Below are 21663 nucleotides of genomic sequence, written 5' to 3' on the forward strand. Positions count from 1 at the left end.
CCGGGTGCGTGCGCGTCGTGGGGCCCGGTGCGTGCGAGCCGTGGGGCCGGGGTGCCTCTGCGCCGTGGGGCGTCTCGTCGGTGGCGGGTGGCCGGTCCGTTGTGGTCGCTCGCGCGGTTCCCCGCGCGGTTTCCCGCGCCCCCTGCTGGGCATGCGGCCATCAGAGCAGGGACGGTACCCCCGCCGCCGAGACCTCCCGGGCCGCGCGGTCCAACGCGCTGGCCAGCAGAGCCAGATCCGTCGGGCCGTTGCCCAACTCCCGTACCGGACGGCGTGCGGGCGGGTCGCCCATCCGCGTCCAGTCGAGCGGGACGACGGTCGGCCGGAGGGTGGCCGTGCGCGGGATGCGCCCCGTCACCCGGCCCGCCTGGAACGCGGTCGTACGACCCCCCTCGCCCCGCAACTCACCGCGCCCCGGCGCCGGTTCGTCGGGCCCCGGCACCGGCGCGCTCAGCACGACCCGCCCGCCGGCCGCCCGGCCCAGCTCGCTCTCGCCCTTCGGCCCGCCCTCACCGGTCGTGGCCACGAGATGCACCCCGAGCCGCTCGCCCTCCCGGGCCACCGCCTCCAGGGCCCGGACGACCGACCCCGCCGCCGGCCGCCCCGTGGAACCCAGGGGAGGTGACAGCAGCGCGTCGAGGTCGTCGACGATCACGACGAGCCGGGGGAGTTCCGAGGCCCAGCTCTTCCCGGCCCCGCCCCTGCCGTCCTGCTCGGTGTTCCTCCGGCTCGGCCGCAGCCGCAGGGTGGAGCTGGAGGACGAGTCGAGGTCGGCGGCCCCCGCCGATGCGGCCGCCTGCGCGGACCCGCGCCCCGGCGCCCCCGTCCCGGAGGGTCCCGCCCCCGGGGCCGCGGACTTCGCCGACCCGTACCCCGCCGCCGCCGTCGTCGTCGCCGCCGTCGCCGTCGTCGAGGTCGCCGAGCGCTGCGGGACGATACGGCCCGAGACCTCACGCCGCGTGTGCCACTCCACGAACCCGAGCCCGCCGAGCAGTTCGTGGCGTCGCTTCAGCTCGGCGATCAGGGACTGGGCGAACTCCCGCATCCGGACAGGGTCGTTGGCCGTCAGATGGGTCCCCACATGGGGCAGGTCCGTACAGACCCCGAGCCCTTCCCCGGCCCGGCCCCCGCCGGCACCGGCGGCGCCGTCCCGCCCGTCGACGAGGACGACGCCCAGCCGGTCGGGCCGCTCGGCGGCGGCGAGCGACGCGGCGACCGCCCGCAACAGCTCCGTACGGCCGCTGCCGACCGGTCCCTCGATCAGCAGGTGGGGGCCCTCGGCGACGAGGTCCACGGAGACGGGCCCGCGCGGCCCGGCGCCGAGCACGGCCCAGGCGCGCCCCCCGAGCGCCGTCGTGTCGTCGCCCGCGTCGGCCCAGCGAGCCATCAGCGACGCCGGTGTGGCCCGCGCGAGCCCCAGCTCGTCCAGCAGCCGCGCCGACTGCGGCAACGGCGCCGACACCCGCGCCTGCCGGTCGCCGGGCGCCCCGTCCGTCCGCAACGGCGCCAGCGCCCGTGCGAACCGCTCCGCCCACGCCGCCGACACCGCGTCCAGCGTGGCCACCGTGCCCTGGTTCAGCAGGCCGGGCGCATCCCGCGCGTCGAGCGGAGGAAGGTTCCGGGTGCCGGGATGCGCCCGCTCGTCGGCACCGGAGAGAGGGCTGCCCGAGAGGTCGATGGCGATGTGCGTACGGCTCACCACGGCGGAGTCCGCCGGAGCGGAGCCGCCGGCGCGGTCGGGCCGCCCGGGACGCTCCACGTGGTCGGGGCGGGGGCGACCCGGCGAGGCGTCGGACGCCGTACCGCGCGCGTGGTCCACGGGCTCCCGCGACGGAGGACCGGAGTCCACGCCTCGCCCGCCCGCACCGACGTGCGCCGCTCCCGAACGCCCGGCGGGCCCACCGGACACCGGCCCCGACACCGGCCCCGACACCGGGCCCGCTCCCGCACGTCCGGACCTGGGGCCCACCGCCGTATCCGCCGTCCTCGCCGTGCCCACCGCACCGGTCGCACCGGTCGCACCGGCCGCACCGGAACCGCTCACCGCGCCGTACCCGGCGGAGGTGACGCGCAGCAGGCGCAGCGCCGTGGCGACGTCACCGCTGAGGAGGGCGACGGCCCCGCACGCGCGGAACGCGGGGGAGACCTCGCAGGCCGCCGTGTACGTCTCCGTCACCGGTGAGGCGGGCGAGGCGGACTCCGTCTCGGCGAGGCACACGACATGGATCCCGGCGACGGGCCCCTCGTACGCCAGCCGCACCACGGCCTCGCGCACATCCGCGCCCCCGGGGTCCCCGTCCACGATCACCACCGTGTAGGGCCCCGCGAAGCCGCCGCCCGCCGGTCCGTCCTCCCGGGCCCACGACGGCCGTCGCGCGCCCCGGCGCTCCGAGCCGCCCTCGGCCGGGCTCGTCGACCCGGCCGTCGTCGTACGTCCGCCGTCGGCGCCCGGTGTGCTCCCGGGCGCGCGGCCCGCCGTGTCCGCCGCGTGGTCCTCCACGCGGCGGAGCAACTCGTCCAGCCGGGCCGTCGTCTGCTCGCGGTCGTAGGCGAGGAGGAGGCGGCAGTCCTGGCCGTGGGCGGGGCGGAGATGGGGGAGCCAGCCGAGCCAGGACCAGTCGGTGGTGCGCTCCTCGGCGGAACGGTCGCGGTCCGCGCTGATCAGGACCAGTTCCAGGGTGTCGGGGGAGTGCAGCGCGGCGAGCTGGGCCACCACCGCGCGGGTCAGCCCCATCAGCCGGGGGCGCGGTCCGGCCAGCCCCAGCGCGCCGACCTCCCGCAGCCCGGTGGTCACCGGCACCGCCGGCAGCAGGCCGGATCCGTCCGGCGCGGCCCGGTCCGTCGTGCCGAGCCGCACCGTCAGCGCCTCCGGGTGCCCCGGCCCCCGCTCCCACAGCCGGGCGCCGGGCCCGAGCGCGGTGAGCAGCAGCGCGGCGAGGTCCGGCCAGGTCTCCGGCAGCCGCTCCCCGGCCGCCGCGAGCACCGAGGCCAGCGCCCCGCGCTCGTCCTCGTCGTACTCCGCGTCGTACTCGTACGGGTCGTACTCGTCCCCCGACTGCGCCCGCCCCCCGGTCAGCCGCCGTGCCCAGGCTCCGAGCCCACCTCGTTTGCGCACCCCACGCGGCACCTCCGTCCCCCGGAGGGGCGTGCCCTTGCGCGTACCGGACTCGGGGCCCTCGGCGCCGTTCCCGAAACCGCCGTCACCCAAGCGGCCCTCACCGGACCCGCCGTGCCCGAAACCGCCGGGCTCACCTGCTCCGCGCGAGCCCGGGGCACCGCCGGGATCGTGGGCATCGCGGGGACGGTCATGGGCCTCCGCCCCGAGCGCGCCCCCGCCGTCCTCGCCGACACCCTCGTGTACGAGCCCTCGGCCGACACCGGGCGCGGCCCCTCGGCCCGTACCCCCGGCCGTGCCGGACCCCGCACTCCCCGTCGTCCCTGTCGTCCCCGCCGTCCCCGTCGTCCGCTCGATGCCGGGCACCCCACCCTGCCCCGGCACCGTCCGCCGCTCGACACGCCCGTGCCCGGAACCCTCGGCCCCCGGCGCTCCCGCACCCCCACGAGCCGCTCCGCCGGAGCCGGAGCCGGAGTCAGCACCGGAGCCGGAGCCGGAGCCGCTGTCACCCCCGGGTGTCCCTGTCCCCACCGCGATCCGGACATGCCCCTCACCGTCGGGTGTCGTACCGACCCCGCGCGCTCCCGAGGACGAGGCCAGCAGGAGGGCGGACTCGCCGATGCGCAGGAGCGCGCCCGGGGCCAGGCGGACCGGGCGGTCGCCGACGCGCGCGCCGTCGAGGGTGGTGCCGTTGGTGGAGCCGAGGTCGACCACGGAGACCCGGCCGTCGGTGGAGAGGGTGACCGCGCAGTGGAGGCGGGAGACGTCCGGGTCGTCGAGCGGGACGTCGGCGTCGGCGGAGCGGCCGATGTGGATCCTGCCGCCGTGCAGCAGATGGACGCCGCCGGCGTCGGGACCGGCCACCACGTGCAGCTGTGCGGCGGCCTCGTCGACCTCGGGGCCCGGCTCGGAGGGGGCGCCCAGGGAGAGCACCGCGCCGTCGATGAGGGGCGGCTCGCCCAGGGTGCAGCGCTGGGTGTCGAGGCGCTCGGCACCGGCGTACAGCACGACCTGCCCGCCGCCGACCTCCCGGCTGCGCTCCAGACGCTCCGCACCGCCCTCCCCGACGGCGGAGGCGAGGCCCGAGGCCACGGCGGCGAGGGCCGTCCCGGCGGGCGCCGTGACCAGCACGTCGCAGGCCGTGGCACGTCCTCGCGGCTCGGAGGGCGGTCCCAGCGGGTCTACGACGGTCAGCCGGATCTGCATCGCCGTCAGCGGTCCCTTCCGCGCGGGCACCCGCGAGCACGAGGACGAGACTGCGCGGTCCCCACCGCAGACTTCCCCCACCGCTTCACGGGCACGTCGGCCAGTACTGGAGGCATCCTCGCACCTGCCACTGACGAAGCGCCCGCCGCCCAGCGTCAAGTGATCTTGATTGGTCGGCTCTGCCCCCAAAAATGCCTGACCAGTGCCCGCCATTTGATCACTTGAGATCGGTCACGTCCGTATCGCGGCCGCATTCGGGATCGGTCACGTCCGCATCCGGAACCCGACAGACCCCCGCACGGCAACCAACCGCCCATGAGGGAGCGTCTTTCCACCGAACGCATACGGGTACCCGTACGTACTCAAGCCACAGCAAGCGGACAGAGTGGGCAGGAAGAGTCGGGAAGTGAACAGCCCGGTCCCGTGGACGGCCGCACTACAGTGGTCGGAACGTCCGCGAGAGGCCAGGGCGTGACCAGGCAAGCAAGCAACAGGGAGCGCATGACGTGCGGCCGGTAGGCAGTAAGTACCTCCTTGAGGAGCCGATTGGACGCGGCGCCACAGGCACGGTCTGGCGCGCCCGCCAGCGGGAGACCGCCGGGGCCGAGGCGGCCGTGCCCGGTCACCCCGGCGAGACCGTCGCGATCAAGGTCCTCAAGGAGGAGCTCGCGAGCGACGCGGACATCGTGATGCGGTTCCTGCGGGAGCGCTCCGTGCTGCTCCGGCTCACCCACCCGAACATCGTGCGCGTGCGGGACCTCGTCGTCGAGGGCGATCTGCTGGCCCTGGTCATGGACCTGATCGAAGGCCCCGACCTGCACCGCTACCTCCGGGAGAACGGCCCGTTCTCGCCCGTCGGCGCGGCCCTGCTCACCGCCCAGATCGCCGACGCGCTCGCCGCCAGCCACGCCGACGGCGTCGTCCACCGCGACCTGAAGCCCGCGAACGTCCTGCTCAAGCAAGACGGCGGCGAGATGCACCCGATGCTGACGGACTTCGGCATCGCCCGTCTCGCCGACTCCCCGGGCCTGACCCGGACCAGCGAGTTCGTCGGCACGCCCGCGTACGTCGCCCCCGAGTCCGCCGAGGGCCAGCCGCAGACGTCCGCCGTCGACATCTACGGCGCCGGCATCCTGATGTACGAACTGGTCACCGGACGCCCGCCGTTCAACGGCCAGTCCGCGCTCGAAGTGCTGCACCAGCACCTCAGCGCCGAACCGCGCCGCCCCTCCACCGTCCCCGACCCGCTGTGGACGGTCATCGAGCGCTGCCTGCGCAAGAACCCGCGCGAGCGGCCCAGCGCCGTCAACCTCGCCCGCGCGCTCCGCATCGTCGCCGAGGGCGTCGGCGTGCACGCGAACTCCATGCAGATCGCGGCCGCCGAGGGCGTGGGCCACATCCTCGCCCCCGACCCGGCGCCCGCGCGGGTGCCGGGCGCCCCGGAGCCGTTCGGCTCGGCCGACCCGACCCAGGTGCTGCCGCACGGCGCGGGCTCGTACGACGGTCACGATCCCAATGCGGCGACCAGCGTCCTCCCGCACACCTCGGGCCCAGCGGGCTCGGGCGACCCCACCACCGTGCTCCCGCACACCGGCGGCGCCGACCCGACGTCCGTCATGCCGCCGGTTCCGCCGCACGACCCAGGCGGGCAGTCGCCCGACCAGCCGCACCCCTGGCAGAACCAGCTCCGCGCGGCCCGTGACCGCAACGAGCAGACGCAGGTCCAGTACCTCGACCCCAGCGAGGACCCGCTGCGCCGCCGCCCCCAGCGGCAGGCGGGCCGTCCGCAGCAGCCCCCGCAACAGCCCCAGCAGCCGCGCCGACAGCAGCGCCCGGCGCAGGGCGGCCCCGGCCCCGGGTACGGCCATCCGCAGCAGCAACAGCCGTACGCGCCCGCCCCCGCGCGACAGCCGCAGCACCGGCAGCCGGAGCGGTACGCGCCCGCGCCGCAGCCCCAGCAGCCGGCGCCCCGGCCCCAGCGTGAGCCCCGGCCGCCCCGTGAGCCGCGCAGGCGCAGCGCCAACCCGATGCGCATCCCGGGGCTCGGCTGCCTCAAGGGCTGCCTGTTCATGATCGTCCTGCTCGTCGTCGGCGGCTGGCTGATCTGGGAGTTCACGCCGCTGCAGGAGTGGGTCGGCACCGGCAAGAGCTGGTGGGCTCAGCTCTCCGACTGGGTCGGCGAAGTGGGCAAGTGGATCGGCGAGCTGGACAACGGGTCGGGTTCCGGGGGCTCGGGGCAGTAGCACGCCTCATGGCTCGGGGGTGCGGGCGCGTCGGCGGGTGCGGCTCCGGTGGGGCTTCTCACGCATCCCCGCGCCCCTGAGAAGCGGGGCCGCGCCCCGTGCTCTCCAGGCCCGCACGACTGTGGTCTTTCCTGCCCGCGGGGCTTCCTTGGGGACTTGTCGACATCTGAGGGGTGATTTCCGCCTCGGCGGTGAAGGTTGGGTCCCCGGGCGCGTAGCTTTGTCGCCAACACGCGGCCTGTAGGAGCAGTCTTGGGACGGAAGATCGGAAGCCGGTACACCGCGAACCAGATTCTGGGGCGGGGCAGCGCCGGCACGGTGTGGCTGGGTGAGGGCCCGGAGGGCCCCGTCGCCATCAAGCTGCTGCGCGAGGACCTCTCGTCCGACCAGGAACTCGTCAGCCGCTTCGTCCAGGAGCGCACCGCGCTGCTGGGCCTCGACCACCCGAACGTGGTCTCCGTGCGCGACCTCGTCGTCGACGGCAACGACCTCGCCCTCGTCATGGACCTCGTCCGGGGCACGGATCTGCGCACCCGCCTCGACCGGGAGCGGCGCATGGCCCCCGAGGCCGCGGTCGCCATAGTGGCCGACATCGCCGACGGCCTGGCGGCGGCGCACGCGGTCGGCGTCGTCCACCGGGACGTGAAGCCGGAGAACGTGCTGCTGGACATGCAGGGCCCGCTGGGCCCCGGCGGCGCGCACCCGGCCCTCCTCACCGACTTCGGCGTCGCCAAGCTGATCGATTCTCCTCAGCGCACCCGCGCCACGAAGATCATCGGAACCCCGGACTATCTCGCCCCCGAGATCGTCGAGGGCCTGCCGCCCCGCGCGGCCGTGGACATCTACGCCCTCGCGACCGTGCTGTACGAACTGCTGGCCGGCTTCACCCCGTTCGGCGGCGGCCACCCCGGCGCCGTGCTGCGCCGCCATGTCACCGAGACCGTGGTTCCCCTCCCCGGTATCCCCGAGGAACTGTGGCAGCTCCTCGTCCAGTGCCTGGCGAAGGCACCGGCCTCGCGACTGCGCGCGTCGGAGCTGGGTGCGCGGCTGCGGGAGCAGTTGCCGCTGCTGGCCGGGATGCCACCGCTGGACGTCGACGAGCCCGGGTCGGAGACGGAGGAGCCGGCCGAGGGGCAGACCGCGCCGGTGGCGCCCAGGGAGCGGGTGCGGCGAGGGGCCGTACCGCTGGTCCCCGGGGCGAAGCCGGACTCCAACCGGGACACGCACACGTCGATGAGGGTGCCCGGGCCGGACGAGCTGGCGGGCGGGGCCCGGGGGACGGCGCGGGTGCCCAGGGCCTCGGGGGCGCCCCGGCCGGGCTCGGCCCGCCGTCGGGCGATGGCCCGTCGCCGACGGATCACCCTCGGAGCCGCGGCGGTCGCGCTGGTGGTCGCGGCGGGTGTGGGCACCTGGGCGGCGACATCGCAAGGCGACTCGGGCGGCGGGTCCCCGGACATGAAGAACTCCACGCCGGCATCGCCGTGACGTCGTTCCATGTCGACCGCGCTTCCAACAAGATCCTCTTCGACGCCGTCAACCCGACCAGAACCGAGGACGAGGGGGTGGTGGTCGGAGGGTGAGGGACGAGGTGGGGGCCTGTGAGACCGGCCCCCACCCACCCGTAGGCGAACCAGCTGCACGAACGCCGCTGCACCCCCTGGCCGAGGGCGCCCCACCATGGTCACCCGGCGGAGCCGTTAGGCTGGGGGCGTGGCAGTCGTCGATGTATCCGAAGAGCTGAAGTCCCTCTCCTCGACCATGGAGTCGATCGAGGCCGTTTTGGACCTCGACAAGCTGAGGGCAGACATCGCCGTGCTCGAGGAGCAGGCGGCCGCGCCGTCCCTGTGGGACAACCCGGACGAGGCGCAGAAGATCACCAGCAAGCTCTCCCACCTCCAGGCCGAGGTCAGGAAGGCGGAGGCGCTGCGCGGTCGGATCGACGACCTCGGTGTCCTCTTCGAGATGGCCGAGGAGGAGGACGACCCGGACACCCGCGCCGAGGCCGAGTCGGAGCTGACCTCCGTCCGGAAGGCGCTGGACGAGATGGAGGTCCGTACCCTCCTGTCCGGCGAGTACGACTCCCGTGAGGCCCTCGTCAACATCCGCGCCGAGGCCGGTGGCGTCGACGCCGCCGACTTCGCCGAGAAGCTGCAGCGGATGTACCTGCGCTGGGCGGAGCAGAAGGGCTACAAGACCGAGGTGTACGAGACCTCGTACGCGGAGGAGGCGGGCATCAAGTCCACCACCTTCGCCGTGCAGGTGCCGTACGCCTACGGCACGCTCTCCGTGGAGCAGGGCACCCACCGGCTCGTCCGTATCTCGCCGTTCGACAACCAGGGACGGCGGCAGACCTCCTTCGCCGGTGTCGAGATCCTGCCCGTGGTCGAGACGACGGACCACATCGAGATCGACGAGTCCGAGCTGCGCGTGGACGTCTACCGGTCGTCCGGGCCCGGCGGCCAGGGCGTCAACACCACCGACTCCGCGGTGCGGTTGACCCACCTTCCCACCGGCATCGTCGTCTCCTGCCAGAACGAGCGGTCGCAGATCCAGAACAAGGCCACCGCGATGAACGTTCTCCAGGCGAAGCTGCTGGAGCGGCAGCGCCAGGAGGAGCGGGCCAAGATGGACGCCCTCAAGGACGGCGGCAGCTCCTGGGGCAACCAGATGCGTTCGTACGTCCTGCACCCGTACCAGATGGTCAAGGACCTCCGCACCGAGCACGAAGTCGGCAACCCCGAGGCCGTGTTCAATGGCGAGATCGACGGCTTCCTGGAGGCCGGAATTCGCTGGCGCAAGCAGCAGGAGAAGTAGGCCCGCCGAATTCGGCGCTTTGTCGACAAGGCAACTGCCTTCCACCGGAAGGCAGTTGCCTTGTCTGTGTGGGGATGTCTGGGTCTTACGTCACACTCACATGTTGGTGACGAGGTCAAATGCGGTGAACGGGACATCGCGTACGCAACGACCTTGACGTTGCTGGGAAAACTGAGAAGCTGGCGTATGGCATGCGCATTACTGGGGCGCATGTGAACCGGGGGACTTCGACCCAACCGACTGCTCCCGTTGATCGCGGCCCCGGGCGCTGCTCCATTTACTGATAGCTACTGGGGGTAGCAGCCATATGACGAAGAAGACGCGGATCCGCGTGGCGCGAATAGCCGCGGGTGCCGTGATCGCCGCCGGCGCGTCGCTGACCGCCGCGGGCGCCGCTTCCGCGCTGGACCTCGGTGTCGGCGTCGGCGTCAGCACCGACGACGGCGGTTCCATCGAGGCCGATGTCTCGGTCCAGACCGGCAACGACACCGAGGGCAACACCAACGTCGGTGCGACCACCGGCGAGACGACCGGTGAGACCACGACCGGCGAGACCACCAGCACCGGCACGACCGGCAGCGTCAGCACGACGGGCACCATCGGTACGACCGGTACCACGGGCGACACCGGCACGACGGGCACGACCGGTACCACCGGTACTACTGGTACGACCGGTACCACGGGCACGACTGGTACGACCGGTACCACGGGCACCACGGGTACCACGGGCACGACCGGTACCACTGGTACGACCGGTACCACGGGCACGACCGGTACGACCGGTACGACCGGTACGACGGGCACGACCGGCACCACGGGTACCACCGGCACCACGGGTACCACCGGCACCACGGGTACGACCGGCACCACCGGCGGTGACGAGGACTCCACCGGCGGTTCCTCCACCTCCGGCGGCTCCACCGACGGCGGCTCCACCTCCGGTGGGACCGAGCCCGACGGCGGCAACGACGAGGTCGTCCAGCAGGAGGGCTCCTCGGCCCTCACCGACACCGGCTCGGAGACCGAGGCTCAGGGCGCCGGCAGCGGCGAGCTGGCCGAGACCGGTGCCGCCGAGACCACGTTCCTGCTGGTCGGTGCCGCCACGATGATCGTCGGCGGTATCGGCTTCCGTCTGCTGCCGCGCCTGATGGTCGGCCGCGGCGCCGCCGCCTGACCGTAGACGGTCGGACACAGCACCGCACACGTACGACGAAGGCCCGGGGCAGCCAGCCCCGGGCCTTCGTCGTACGTCCTGTCCCCCCGCACGCCCTGTGTCGTCGGGCGTCCCTATGCCTATGCCGTCTGGTGAGCCAGCAGTGCCACGGCCGCTATGAGGATCGCCAGGAGGGCGATCAGGGTCATGGGGCTCAGGCCCGCGAAGGGGTTCTCCTGCTGGAGCCGCTCGCGGCTGGCCCGGCACACATGGCAACGGCCCTCGGCGACGGGGGACGCGCAGTTCGCGCACACCAACCGGTCGTACGTCATGCGCCTCGCCCTCCTTGCAATGGCCTCACACATACCTCAACGCTTCGCGGAACCGGACCGTTCCTCTACTCCACTGTGCCAGGTTCCTCCGGAGGTTGCGCGGGGGCCTCGGAAAGGGGTGGGGGCGGTTGTGGCGCGGCCGCGGGCCGGTGAGGGCTTGCCGCGCGGTTCCCCGCGCCCCTCACGGTGCTGGGGACGGTACAGTCTCGTCCATCCATCCCCGACGGCTTGTGGTGCATCCGTGATCCGATTCGACAACGTGTCCAAGGTCTACCCCAAGCAGACCCGCCCCGCACTCAGGGATGTCTCCCTGGAGGTGGAAAAGGGCGAGTTCGTGTTCCTCGTGGGATCCTCCGGCTCCGGAAAGTCCACGTTCCTGCGGCTGATCCTCCGGGAGGAGCGGTGCAGCCAGGGGCAGGTGCACGTCCTGGGCAAGGATCTCGCGCGCCTGTCCAACTGGAAGGTGCCGCAGATGCGCCGCCAGCTCGGGACGGTCTTCCAGGACTTCCGGCTGCTGCCGAACAAGACGGTCGGCGAGAACGTCGCCTTCGCGCAGGAGGTCATCGGCAAGTCGCGCGGCGAGATCCGCAAGTCCGTGCCCCAGGTGCTGGAGCTGGTCGGCCTCGGCGGCAAGGAGGAGCGGATGCCGGGCGAACTGTCGGGTGGTGAGCAGCAGCGTGTGGCCATCGCACGGGCCTTCGTGAACCGGCCCAAGCTCCTCATCGCGGACGAGCCCACCGGCAACCTCGACCCCCAGACCTCCGTCGGCATCATGAAGCTGCTCGACCGCATCAACCGGACGGGCACGACCGTGGTGATGGCGACCCACGACCAGAACATCGTGGACCAGATGCGCAAGCGCGTCATCGAGCTGGAGAAGGGCCGCCTCGTCCGCGACCAGGCGCGCGGCGTCTACGGCTACCAGCACTGACCGCCCCGTCCACGGAAAGGCCTATCGAGACGCCATGCGCGCCCAGTTCGTCCTGTCGGAGATCGGTGTCGGTCTCCGCCGCAATCTCACGATGACCTTCGCGGTCATCGTCTCCGTCGCCCTCTCCCTCGCCCTGTTCGGCGGCTCACTGCTGATGAGCGACCAGGTCAGCCAGATGAAGGGCTACTGGTACGACAAGGTCAACGTGTCGATCTTCCTCTGCAACAAGAGCGACGCGGAGTCCGACCCCAACTGCGCCAAGGGCGCCGTCACGACCGAGCAGAAGAACCAGATCAAGTCCGACCTGGGCAAGATGGCGGTCGTCGAGAACGTCGCCCACGAGTCGCAGGACGAGGCGTACAAGCACTACAAGGAGCAGTTCGGCGACTCCCCGCTGGCCAGCAGCCTCACCCCGGACCAGATGCAGGAGTCGTACCGCATCAAGCTGAAGGACCCGGAGAAGTACCAGGTCATCGCGAGCGCCTTCAACGGCCGTGACGGTGTCCAGTCGGTGCAGGACCAGAAGGGCATCCTGGACAACCTCTTCAAGCTCCTCGGCTACCTGAACCTCGCGGCGCGCGGTGTGATGGCGGTCATGCTGGTCGTGGCGCTGCTGCTGATCGTCAACACCGTGCGTGTCTCGGCGTTCAGCCGTCGTCGTGAGATCGGGATCATGCGGCTGGTGGGCGCCTCGGGCTTCTACATCCAGGCGCCGTTCATCATGGAGGCGGCGGTCGCCGGTGTCATCGGCGGAGTGATCGCCTGCGTCTTCCTGGGCCTCGGCCAGTACTTCGTGATCGACAACGGAGTGGCGCTGTCCCAGAACCTGCCCCTGATCAATTTCGTCGGCTGGGACGCGGTCCTCATCAAGCTGCCGCTCATCCTCACGGTGAGCTTCCTGATGCCGGCGTTGGCCGCGTTCGTCGCGCTGCGCAAGTACCTGAAGGTGTGACCAATGCCCCTGGGGCCGTACCGGCAAGGGCCGGTACGGCCCTTCGCGTTGTCCTAGACTCGCCGACATGTCAGGCCGAGACCTGTTCTCCCAGCCCCGCCGCATCGGCCGCGGGGCAGCCCTGACATTGGTCTTCGCGAGCGTGCTCGCCACCGGCGCCGCGACCGGCTCCTTCGACGGCCCGCGCGGTGGGACCACGCCCGTCACGAACCCCTCCCGCTCCGCCCCGGCCGACAAGGAGCAGGACGTCGCCGACGCCGCCGCCGAGGCCATGGCCGAGGGCAAGTCCCCCGTGGAGGCCGCCGAGCGTGCCGTCAGCCGCAGCGGCGACCGGTGGGGCGCGGTCTACTCCGAGGGCGAGTACGAGCAGTTCGAGGAGGCCCTCGACGGCGAGTACACCGGCGTCGGCCTCTGGACCCGGCTGGAGCGCGACGGCCGGATCGAGGTGACCCGGGTGCAGGGCGGCTCACCCGCCGCCCGCGCCGGGATCCGCGCGGGGGACCGCCTCGTCGGCGTCGACGGCGAGAAGGTCGACGGCCGCCCGGTCACCGAGGTCGTCTCCTTACTCCGCGGCGACGCGATCGACGAGGGCACCGGGAACGCCGGGGCCCCGAAGAGCGCGGCCGCCGGTACGAAGGTGACGCTGGTGCTGGAGCGCGCCGGCCGGACCTGGTCCGCGACCCTGCGCCGGGCCCGCCTCTCCACCGAGGACGTGACCGTGAGCCGCACCGCCGGCGGGGTCGGCGTCATCACCGTCGACGCGTTCACCAAGGGCTCCGGCGATCTCGTACGAGCCGCCGTCGAGCAGTCCCCCGACGCCGCAGGCTTCGTCCTCGACCTCCGTGGCAACTCCGGCGGTCTGGTCTCCGAGGCCGTCACCGCCGCCTCCGTCTTCCTCGACGGGGGCCTCGTCGCCACGTACGACGTCAAGGGCAGGCAGCGGGCCCTGCACGCCGAACCCGGCGGCGACACCACCAGACCCCTGGTCGCGCTCGTCGACGGCGGCACGATGAGCGCGGCCGAGCTGCTCACCGGAGCCCTCCAGGACCGGGGACGCGCGGTGGTCGTGGGCTCCCGCACCTTCGGCAAGGGCTCCGTGCAGATGCCCAGCCGCCTCCCCGACGGCTCCGTCGCCGAACTGACCGTCGGCCACTACCGCACCCCCTCGGGCCGGGGCGTCGACGGCCGGGGCATCACCCCCGACCTCGAAGCGGACGAGGACGCCCTGCAGCGGGCCGAGACGGTGCTGAGCGGTCTCGGGCAATGAGCCGCCCTCGTTAATCGGCTTCCCTCGCACCCCCTCCGTGGTGCGAAAATGGACGGCACTATGAGCAAGGGAATGTACGTACCGAAAGAGTCCCAGCCCAAGCAGGGCGGGGCGGCCGTCAAGGGCCGGGACGGCGAGAAGGGCGGCAAGAAGAAGATCGTCGCCCAGAACAAGAAGGCCCGGCACGACTACGCGATCATCGACACGTACGAGGCCGGCCTCGTGCTGACGGGCACGGAGGTCAAGTCGCTGCGTCAGGGCCGGACCTCGCTGGCCGACGGCTTCGTCCAGATCGACGGGGGCGAGGCGTGGCTGCACAACGCCCACATCCCCGAGTACCACCAGGGCAGCTGGACCAACCACTCCGCGCGCCGCAAGCGGAAGCTCCTGCTGCACCGCGAGGAGATCGACAAGCTGGAGTCCAAGGCGCAGGAGACGGGCCACACGATCGTGCCCCTCGCCCTGTACTTCAAGGACGGCCGGGCCAAGGCCGAGATCGCGCTCGCGCGAGGCAAGAAGGAGTACGACAAGCGGCAGACGCTGCGGGAGAAGCAGGACCGGCGGGAGTCGGACCGGGCGATCGCGGCGGCGAAGCGGAAGCAGCGGGGCCAGTAGGGCTAGGCCGCCGGGAATACGGTGGCATCGGCTCGCGTTGGTCACGTACGATGGCACCTGCACCCCACAGCGGGTGTGGATGTCCTCCCCGGAGGGCATTGAGCGGTATTCAATTCAAGAGTGGCAAACATGGGGATGATCGGTTTCGACAGCGGCTGTTGAGGCAGGGGAAGCGTGTCGAGGAAGCGGCAATGATCTCGTTAACCATATGTCGCAACCAATAATCGCCAACACCAAGCGCGATTCCCAGACCTTCGCTCTCGCTGCCTGATAAGCAGTGATCGAAGGCCCTAATGGGTGTCAGCCCGGGAGTGTTCCCGGCCCGGATCCTGGCATAATCTAGGGAACTAAACCATTGAGCCCGGTCACGGGGTTCGATGGGAAATCAAACAGTGACTGGGCCCGTCGGCGACTTGTTCGCGTGATCGCCGGGGCCGAGAAAATCGCAGCGAACTGCACACGGAGAAGCCCTGGTTCTGCACCGTTGGACGCGGGTTCGATTCCCGCCATCTCCACAATTCCCATGTGGGCGAGGCCCCGCTGCCGTAAGGCAGCGGGGCTTTCGTCTTTTCTCAGCAGGTCACCCGCCCCCGGTCATCCCGTCACCCGGCGGGCCGTGCTCGCCCGTACGGTCAGGCGGGGCGGGAGCAGGGTGGCCTCGGGGACGGGCGTGCCGGAGAGCTTCCTCATCAGCAGGGCCACCGCCTGTTCGCCCACCTCCGCCGCCGGGATGGCGATCGAGGTGACGGGCACGGGGAGGGCCGCGGCGACGTCGTCCGGGCACAGGGCCGTGATCGAGAGGTCGGCGGGGACGCGTAGGCCCAGGTGCTCGAACGCGTCGACCAGGGGTTCCAGGACCGCCTCGTTGTGGATCACCACACCCGTGAGGGCCGGTTGTTCGCGCAGCAGGCGTTCCGCGACCGCGCGGGCCGCCGCCGGGGTGGCCTCGCAGGGGTGCACCGTGGAGGACATGCCGTTGCGGGTGGCGGCGGAGGTGAAGCCCTGGACGACACGCTGCGCGAAGGACGTCTGGCGGACGTAGACCTCGGGCGGCGAGCCGATCAGGCCCACCACGCGGTGGCCCAGACCGGCCAGATGCTCCACACACAGTTCGCCCGCCGTCCTGAAGTCCAGGTCGATGCAGGTCAGGCCGGAGGGATCGGCGGGAAAGCCGATCAGGACCGAGGGACGGTCCAGCGTGCGCAGCAACGGCAGCCTCGGATCGTGGAGTTGGACGTCCATCACGATCAACGCGTCCACCAGGGCCGAGTCCGCCACCCGCCGCAGGCCCTCCTCGCCCTCCTCCTGCGTCAACAGCAGGACGTCGTGGTCGTGTTCGCGGGCGGTCGTGACCGCCGAGACCGCGAACCGCATGACCACCGGCACATGGATCCCGGCCCGTAACGGCACCACCATCGCCAACACGTTCGACTTGCTGCTGGCCAGGGCGCGGGCGCCCGCGTGCGGGCGGTACCCCAGCTCGCGGATGGACGCCTCGACCCGCGCCCGTGTCTCCGCCGAGATCGGGCGCTTGCCGCTCAGCGCGTACGAGACGGTGCTCGGGGAGACGCCCGCGTGCCGGGCCACGTCCGTGATCTTCACCGTCACATCGCCCTCGTTCCCGGGGGAGCGGACTCCCCGTCCAGTTCCAGCGTCAGGAACCCCGTGCCCGCCTCCGCCCGCACCTCACGCCCGTGCGCCGCGAGCCCCCAGGCCGCCCGCGGCTCACCGCAGGACGCCCGCAGCACGTTCCCCTCCCGTACGACGGTGAACGTCACCCCGCCCACCGGGACCGTCACCTGGGCGCCGTGTTCGAGGCCGTACGCGTGCAGGGTGACCCCGTCGGCGTGGTCGTAGTCCGGGCGGTCCACCGCCGCGCCGACCGGGACGACCGCGCCCGGCCGGACGAGGAGCGGCACGCTGGTGAAGTCGTGCCGTTCGCGGACCCAGCGGGGGCCGGTGACCGTGCCGCCGTCCGGGAAGCGGGTCCAGGTGCCCTCGGGGACGTAGTACGTGACGTCGCCCTCGTCGTTGAAGACGGGCGCCACGAGGAGGTCGGGGCCGAGCATGTACTGGCGTTCCAGATGAGCGCAGCCCGGGTCGTCCGGGAACTCCAGCACCATCGCCCGCATCAACGGCACCCCCTCGGTGTGGGCGGTGCGCGCGGCCTCGTAGAGGTAGGGCATGAGGCTGAGCTTGAGGTGGGTGAACTTCCGGAGCACGTCGACCGATTCGTCGTCGAAGAGCCAGGGGACCCGGTACGACGACGAGCCGTGCAGACGGCTGTGCGAGGAGAGCAGGCCGAAGGCGATCCAGCGCTTGAACAGGGCGGGTGAGGGGGTGCCCTCGAAGCCGCCGATGTCGTGGCTCCAGTAGCCGAAGCCCGACAGGCCGAGCGACAGACCTCCCCGCAGCGACTCGGCCATCGACTCGTACGTGGACTCGCAGTCGCCGCCCCAGTGGACGGGGAAGCGCTGGCCGCCGACCGTCGCCGAGCGGGCGAAGAGGACCGCCTCGCCCTCGCCCCGGTGTTTGCGCAGGACGTCGAAGACGGTGCGGTTGTAGAGGTAGGTGTAGTAGTTGTGCATCCGCTCCGGGTCCGTGCCGTCGGACCAGGCCACGTCCAGGGGCACCCGCTCGCCGAAGTCGGTCTTGAAGCAGTCGACGCCCTGGGCGAGCAGCGCCTCCAGCTTCGACGCGTACCACTCGCGGGCCGCCGGGCTGGTGAAGTCGACCAGCGCCATACCGGGCTGCCAGAGGTCCCACTGCCAGACGCTGCCGTCCGGCCGGCGCAGGAGATGGCCGAGGGCCTTGCCCTCCGCGAAGAGCGGGGAGCGCTGGGCGATGTACGGGTTGATCCAGACGCTGATCCTCAGCCCCCGGCGTTTGAGGCGGGCCAGCATGCCCTCCGGATCGGGGAAGACCCGGGGATCCCACTCGAAGTCGCACCACTGGAACTCGCGCATCCAGAAGCAGTCGAAGTGGAAGACGGACAGGGGCAGCCGGCGCTCCCGCATGCCCTCGATGAAGGAGGTCACCGTCTCCTCGTCGTAGGAGGTGGTGAAGGAGGTCGACAGCCACAGGCCGAACGACCAGGCGGGCGGGAGGGCCGGGCGGCCGGTGAGGGCGGTGTACTTGCGGAGGATGTCCTTCGGGGTGGGGCCGTAGATGACGTAGTACGTGAGCTGCTGGGTCTCCGCGCTGAACTGGACCCGCGACACCACCTCCGAGGCGACCTCGAAGGACACCTTGCCGGGGTGGTCGACGAAGACGCCGTAGCCCGCGTCGGTGAGATAGAACGGCACGTTCTTGTAGGCCTGCTCGGTGGCCGTGCCGCCGTCGGCGTTCCAGATGTCCACCACCTGGCCGTTCTTGACCAGCGGGCCGAAGCGCTCGCCGAGGCCGTAGACGCTGGTGCCGACGCCCAGGTTGAGCTGTTCACGGAGGTAGTGGGCGCCGGACGCCTCGCGCATGATGCCCATCGACTTGGGGCCGCTGGTGGTGAGCGTGCGGCCGTGGGCGAGGAAGTCGACGTGCCAGGGGCCGCCGCGCGAGACACGGACCGACAGTTCTCCGGCGGTGAGGGTGGCGTGCTCGTCGTCGTAGGAGGCGTGCGGGGTGAACTCCTCGCTCGTCAGCTCGAAGCGCGGGCCGCGTGGGCGCTCGCCCTCGAAGTGGGTGAACGTGACACCGATGACGTCGGGCATCGGGGCGTGGGCGCTGATCGTCACGACCGGTCCCTTCAGCAGGTCGCCGCGGTGGCGGATGGGCTGGGTCGGGGCGTGCACCTCCAGGGCGCCGCCCTCCGTCGCGGTGACGTCGAGCACCTCGACCGGGTACGCGGCGGTGACGCCCTCGCGGAGCAGCCAGTAGCCGTCGGTGAACTTCATGTGGGGGGATCTCCTTACGTCACGGCCTACTTCACGGCTCCCACGGCGATGCCGCGGGTGAGGGTGCGCTGGAAGAGGAGGAAGAACACCAGGGCGGGGAGCAGGCCGAGCAGGGCGGCCGCGTTGGTCATCGTGGCGTCCATCAGACGCTGGCCCTGGAGGACGCCGAGGGCCACGGACACGGTCTGGTTGTCGTTGGAGATCAGCATGACCAGGGGGAGCAGGAACTCGTTCCAGGTCCAGATGAAGAAGAAGACCAGGAGCACGCCCAGGGTGGGTCGGCTCACGGGGACGACGATCCGCCACAGCACCTGCCACCTGGTCGCGCCGTCGATCCGGGCCGCCTCGACGATCTCGCGGGGGAACTGCCCGAGGACCGAGGAGAGGAGGTAGGTGCCGAAGGCCGCCTGGATCACCGTGAAGACGATGATCACGCTGAGCCTCGTGTCGTAGAGGCCGACCTCCTTGCTCAGGTAGTAGACCGGGTAGACCAGCGCCTCCTGCGGGAGCACGTTCGCCAGGACGAAGAAGGCGAGGACCCAGGTCCGGCCCCTGATCCGGCCGATGCCGATCGCGTACGCGTTCAGGACGGACAGGACCACGGCGAGCAGCGCCACCGAGCCGCTGATCAGCACCGAGTTGACGAGCTTCCGGCCGAAGTCGACGCGCTCCCAGAAGTCCCTCACGCCGTCCGTGTGGAAGCCCTCGGGGAGACTGAGGGGGCCGTTCTGGGCATATTCCGCAGGGGACTTGACCGCGTTGAGCGCGACGATCAGGAACGGCACGATCATGAACAGGGCCGCGACGCACAGGGCGATCAGCACCGGGTAGCGGCGCAGGGCGGTGGTCACGCGTCGGTCCTCTCCTGCAGCTTCAGGCCGACCAGGGCCAGGGCGAGGACGAGCACGGTCAGGACGGTGGAGATCGCCGCGCCGTAACCGACCTGGGTCTTCTCGAAGAACGTGGTGAAGGAGAAGTAGGACGGCACGTCCGTGGCACCGCCGGGGCCGCCCTTCGTCAGCACGTACACCGCGCCGAACACCTTGAGCGCGGCGATCGTGCACCAGAGCAGGACGACGTGGATCTCGGGCCGGATCTGCGGCAGCGTGATGTGGCGGAAGCGGCGCCACCAGCCGGCGCCGTCCAGCTCGGCCGCCTCGTACAGCGCCGGGTCGACGCGTTGCAGGCCCGCCATGAAGACCACCAGGGGAAAACCGAGCTGCACCCACACCATCACGGCCATGACGGTGTAGAGGGCGAGGTCCGGGTCGCCGAGCCAGTCCTGCTGCCATCCGCCCAGCCCGACCGCTTTCAGCGACTCGTTCAGGGAGCCGTTCTCCGGGGCGAGGATCCAGCTCCAGACGATGCCGGCGACCGCGATCGGCAGCACCTGGGGCAGGTAGAAGCAGGCGCGCAGCACGGCGGTGACCCGGCCGCCGAAGTGTTTGCCGACGAAGTCGAACAGGGCGGCGGCCAGGACCAGCCCGAGCGCGGTCGGCACGGCGGCCATGGCGACCACCATGAACAGGCTGTGCCGGAACGACGCCCAGAAGTCCTCGTCGCCCGCCAGTTCCCGGTAGTTGGCGAGGCCGGACCACTCGGGGCCGCCCACGCCCTGCCAGTCGGTGAAGCTCACCCCCGTGTTCATCAGGAACGGGACGACGACGACGGCGAGGAACGCGAGGGCACCGGGCAGGAGGAACAGGGCGTAGGAGTCACCGGGGCGGCGGGGGCGGTGGGCGGCGCCGCCGGAGTGGCGCTTCCCACCGGCCGCCGACCCCCGTTCGACGGTCACCGTCATCGCTTCGGCGCGTCCTTCTCGTACGCCTCCCCGATCGCGTCCAGGTAGGCGTCCGGGTCCGAGCCGCCGGTGATCAGTTTCTGGGTCTCGGAGACGAGGACGTCGTAGAAGCCGGGCACGGGCCAGTCGGGGTAGAAGGCCAGACCGTCCTTCTCGGAGAGGGTGTTGAAGTCGGCGATCAGCTCCTTGGCCCGTGGGTCGGTGATGGCGGTCGGGTCGGCGGCCACCGGGACCCCGCCCTTCTCTCCCAGCAGGTTCTGGATCTTCTCCGACATGGTGATGTCGATGAAGTCGTAGGCGAGTTCCTTGTTCTTCGCCCCCTCGGGGACGACCCAGAGGTTGCCGCCCGAGCCGAGCGTGAGGTCGGTGCCCGGCCACGGGAAGGTGCCCCAGTCGAACTGGTTCTCCGCCTGGAAGCGGCCGTACCACCAGCTTCCCGAGAACAGCATCGGCGCCTTGCCCTGGATGAACGAGACGCCCGCGTCCTCGGACTTCGTCCCCGTCGACTTCTCGCTGATGTACCCCTTCTCCACCCAGTCGGCGAAGGTCCGCGCCCCGTACGTCCACGCGGCGTCGTGGAAGTCGGTCTCGCCCTGGTACAGCTCGTAGGCGTTCACCCAGGCACGGTCCGCCTTGCTCAGCGCCAGCTGGTACAGGTACTGCTGTGCCATGTACTCGGCACCGGCGTTGGCCAGCGGGGTGATGTCGGCCTCGACGAACTCGTCCATGGCGGCGGTGAGTTCGGCGAGCGTGGTGGGCTCGGCGATGCCGTGCTCCGCGAAGAGGTCCTTGTTGTAGAAGACCATCGTGTACTCGGCGTAGTTCGGCACGCCGTACCACTTGCCGGAGCCCATGACCCCGTCGGTGTCGTACTGGCTGGTGGTGCGGACACCCGCGCCGATCTTCTTGTCCCAGCCGCGCGCGGTGACCTCCGGGGTGAGGTCGGTGAGAAGGCCCTGCTTGGACAGGAGCCCGGCCGTCGCGTTGCCCTTGTTGTACTCCATCAGGTCGGGCGCGTCGGAGGAGTTGAGGACCATCGGGGCCGTCTTGCGGATCTGTTCGAAGCCTTTCTCCTCGAACTCGACCTCGACGCCCGGATGTGTCCTCTCGAACTCCTCGATCGCCGCGTTCCACGCCACGCCCATCGCGCTGTCGGGACCCTCGTAGTGCCAGAGGCGGAGCGTCCTGCCGTCCCCGCCCCCGCCGCCGTCCGAGCCGCCGCAGGAGGTCAGGAGCAGCGCCCCGCTCAGGGCCGCCGCCGCGACCGCCGTCATACGCCTTCGTGCCGTTGACATCCTGTGCCTCCAGGGGAGTCGGATGGATCGTCGAACGGTGTGGTCGAAT

15 protein-coding genes and 1 other RNA gene are annotated in these 21663 nt (G+C 71.5%); 9 read left to right on the plus strand and 7 right to left on the minus strand.

Annotation, left to right across the window (positions count from 1 at the left end):
* Positions 1 to 160 precede the first annotated feature (160 nt).
* Positions 161 to 4321, minus strand: a complete 4161-nt coding sequence (locus K1J60_RS27005) for an FHA domain-containing protein (RefSeq protein ID WP_220651721.1) — start codon at positions 4319 to 4321, stop codon at positions 161 to 163.
* A 506-nt stretch (positions 4322 to 4827) separates the two neighbouring features.
* Here K1J60_RS27005 and K1J60_RS27010 point away from each other — a divergent pair.
* From K1J60_RS27010 to K1J60_RS27025, 4 genes are all read left to right on the plus strand, one after another.
* Positions 4828 to 6564, plus strand: coding sequence for a serine/threonine-protein kinase (locus tag K1J60_RS27010; RefSeq protein ID WP_220648457.1), 1737 nt, complete (start codon positions 4828 to 4830; stop codon positions 6562 to 6564).
* 252 nt (positions 6565 to 6816) lie between these two features.
* Positions 6817 to 8049 (plus strand): serine/threonine-protein kinase, encoded by a 1233-nt coding sequence (locus K1J60_RS27015; protein WP_220648458.1) that lies wholly within the window; start codon positions 6817 to 6819, stop codon positions 8047 to 8049.
* 225 nt (positions 8050 to 8274) lie between these two features.
* Entirely contained in the window at positions 8275 to 9378 is a 1104-nt protein-coding gene (gene prfB, locus K1J60_RS27020; RefSeq protein WP_216589659.1) for a peptide chain release factor 2, read from the plus strand.
* Between the two features lie 307 nt (positions 9379 to 9685).
* Positions 9686 to 10552, plus strand: coding sequence for a hypothetical protein (locus K1J60_RS27025; RefSeq protein WP_220648459.1), 867 nt, complete (start codon positions 9686 to 9688; stop codon positions 10550 to 10552).
* A gap of 119 nt (positions 10553 to 10671) precedes the next feature.
* Here the strand turns inward: K1J60_RS27025 and K1J60_RS27030 are convergent, their stop codons facing one another.
* On the minus strand, positions 10672 to 10863 hold the full coding sequence (locus K1J60_RS27030; protein ID WP_033524968.1) for a hypothetical protein: 192 nt from the start codon (positions 10861 to 10863) through the stop codon (positions 10672 to 10674).
* A gap of 241 nt (positions 10864 to 11104) precedes the next feature.
* On the opposite strand from K1J60_RS27030, the gene ftsE reads away from it, so the two are divergent.
* The 5 genes from ftsE to ssrA all read left to right on the plus strand — a co-directional run bounded on the left by ftsE (position 11105) and on the right by ssrA (position 15146).
* On the plus strand, positions 11105 to 11794 hold the full coding sequence (gene ftsE / locus K1J60_RS27035) for a cell division ATP-binding protein FtsE (protein WP_009320785.1): 690 nt from the start codon (positions 11105 to 11107) through the stop codon (positions 11792 to 11794).
* A gap of 34 nt (positions 11795 to 11828) precedes the next feature.
* On the plus strand, positions 11829 to 12746 hold the full coding sequence (gene ftsX / locus K1J60_RS27040) for a permease-like cell division protein FtsX (RefSeq protein WP_220648460.1): 918 nt from the start codon (positions 11829 to 11831) through the stop codon (positions 12744 to 12746).
* A gap of 67 nt (positions 12747 to 12813) precedes the next feature.
* A complete protein-coding gene (locus tag K1J60_RS27045; RefSeq protein ID WP_220648461.1) occupies positions 12814 to 14013 on the plus strand; it encodes a S41 family peptidase in 1200 nt (399 codons plus the stop codon).
* Between the two features lie 72 nt (positions 14014 to 14085).
* Positions 14086 to 14628 carry an SsrA-binding protein SmpB gene (gene smpB / locus K1J60_RS27050; RefSeq protein ID WP_259408318.1) on the plus strand — a complete coding sequence of 181 codons (543 nt, stop codon included), beginning with the start codon at positions 14086 to 14088 and terminating at the stop codon, positions 14626 to 14628.
* Between the two features lie 131 nt (positions 14629 to 14759).
* Positions 14760 to 15146: a transfer-messenger RNA gene (gene ssrA / locus K1J60_RS27055) on the plus strand.
* A 76-nt stretch (positions 15147 to 15222) separates the two neighbouring features.
* Here the strand turns inward: ssrA and K1J60_RS27060 are convergent.
* The 5 genes from K1J60_RS27060 to K1J60_RS27080 are packed head-to-tail and all read right to left on the minus strand — an operon-like array spanning position 15223 to position 21614.
* Positions 15223 to 16236, minus strand: coding sequence for a LacI family DNA-binding transcriptional regulator (locus tag K1J60_RS27060; protein WP_220648462.1), 1014 nt, complete (start codon positions 16234 to 16236; stop codon positions 15223 to 15225).
* Complete coding sequence (gene yicI, locus K1J60_RS27065; protein WP_220648463.1) at positions 16233 to 18518, minus strand: alpha-xylosidase; 2286 nt, start codon at positions 18516 to 18518, stop codon at positions 16233 to 16235. Before yicI ends, K1J60_RS27060 begins: the two co-directional genes overlap by 4 nt.
* Before the next feature lie 26 nt (positions 18519 to 18544).
* Positions 18545 to 19369, minus strand: coding sequence for a carbohydrate ABC transporter permease (locus tag K1J60_RS27070; RefSeq protein WP_220648464.1), 825 nt, complete (start codon positions 19367 to 19369; stop codon positions 18545 to 18547).
* On the minus strand, positions 19366 to 20319 hold the full coding sequence (locus K1J60_RS27075; RefSeq protein ID WP_220648465.1) for a carbohydrate ABC transporter permease: 954 nt from the start codon (positions 20317 to 20319) through the stop codon (positions 19366 to 19368). The genes K1J60_RS27070 and K1J60_RS27075 overlap by 4 nt, the downstream gene beginning before the upstream one ends.
* Positions 20316 to 21614 carry an ABC transporter substrate-binding protein gene (locus K1J60_RS27080; RefSeq protein WP_220648466.1) on the minus strand — a complete coding sequence of 433 codons (1299 nt, stop codon included), beginning with the start codon at positions 21612 to 21614 and terminating at the stop codon, positions 20316 to 20318. The genes K1J60_RS27075 and K1J60_RS27080 overlap by 4 nt, the downstream gene beginning before the upstream one ends.
* Positions 21615 to 21663 lie beyond the last annotated feature (49 nt).

It is taken from the genome of Streptomyces akebiae, assembly GCF_019599145.1.
Taxonomy (GTDB): Bacteria; Actinomycetota; Actinomycetes; order Streptomycetales; family Streptomycetaceae; genus Streptomyces; species Streptomyces akebiae.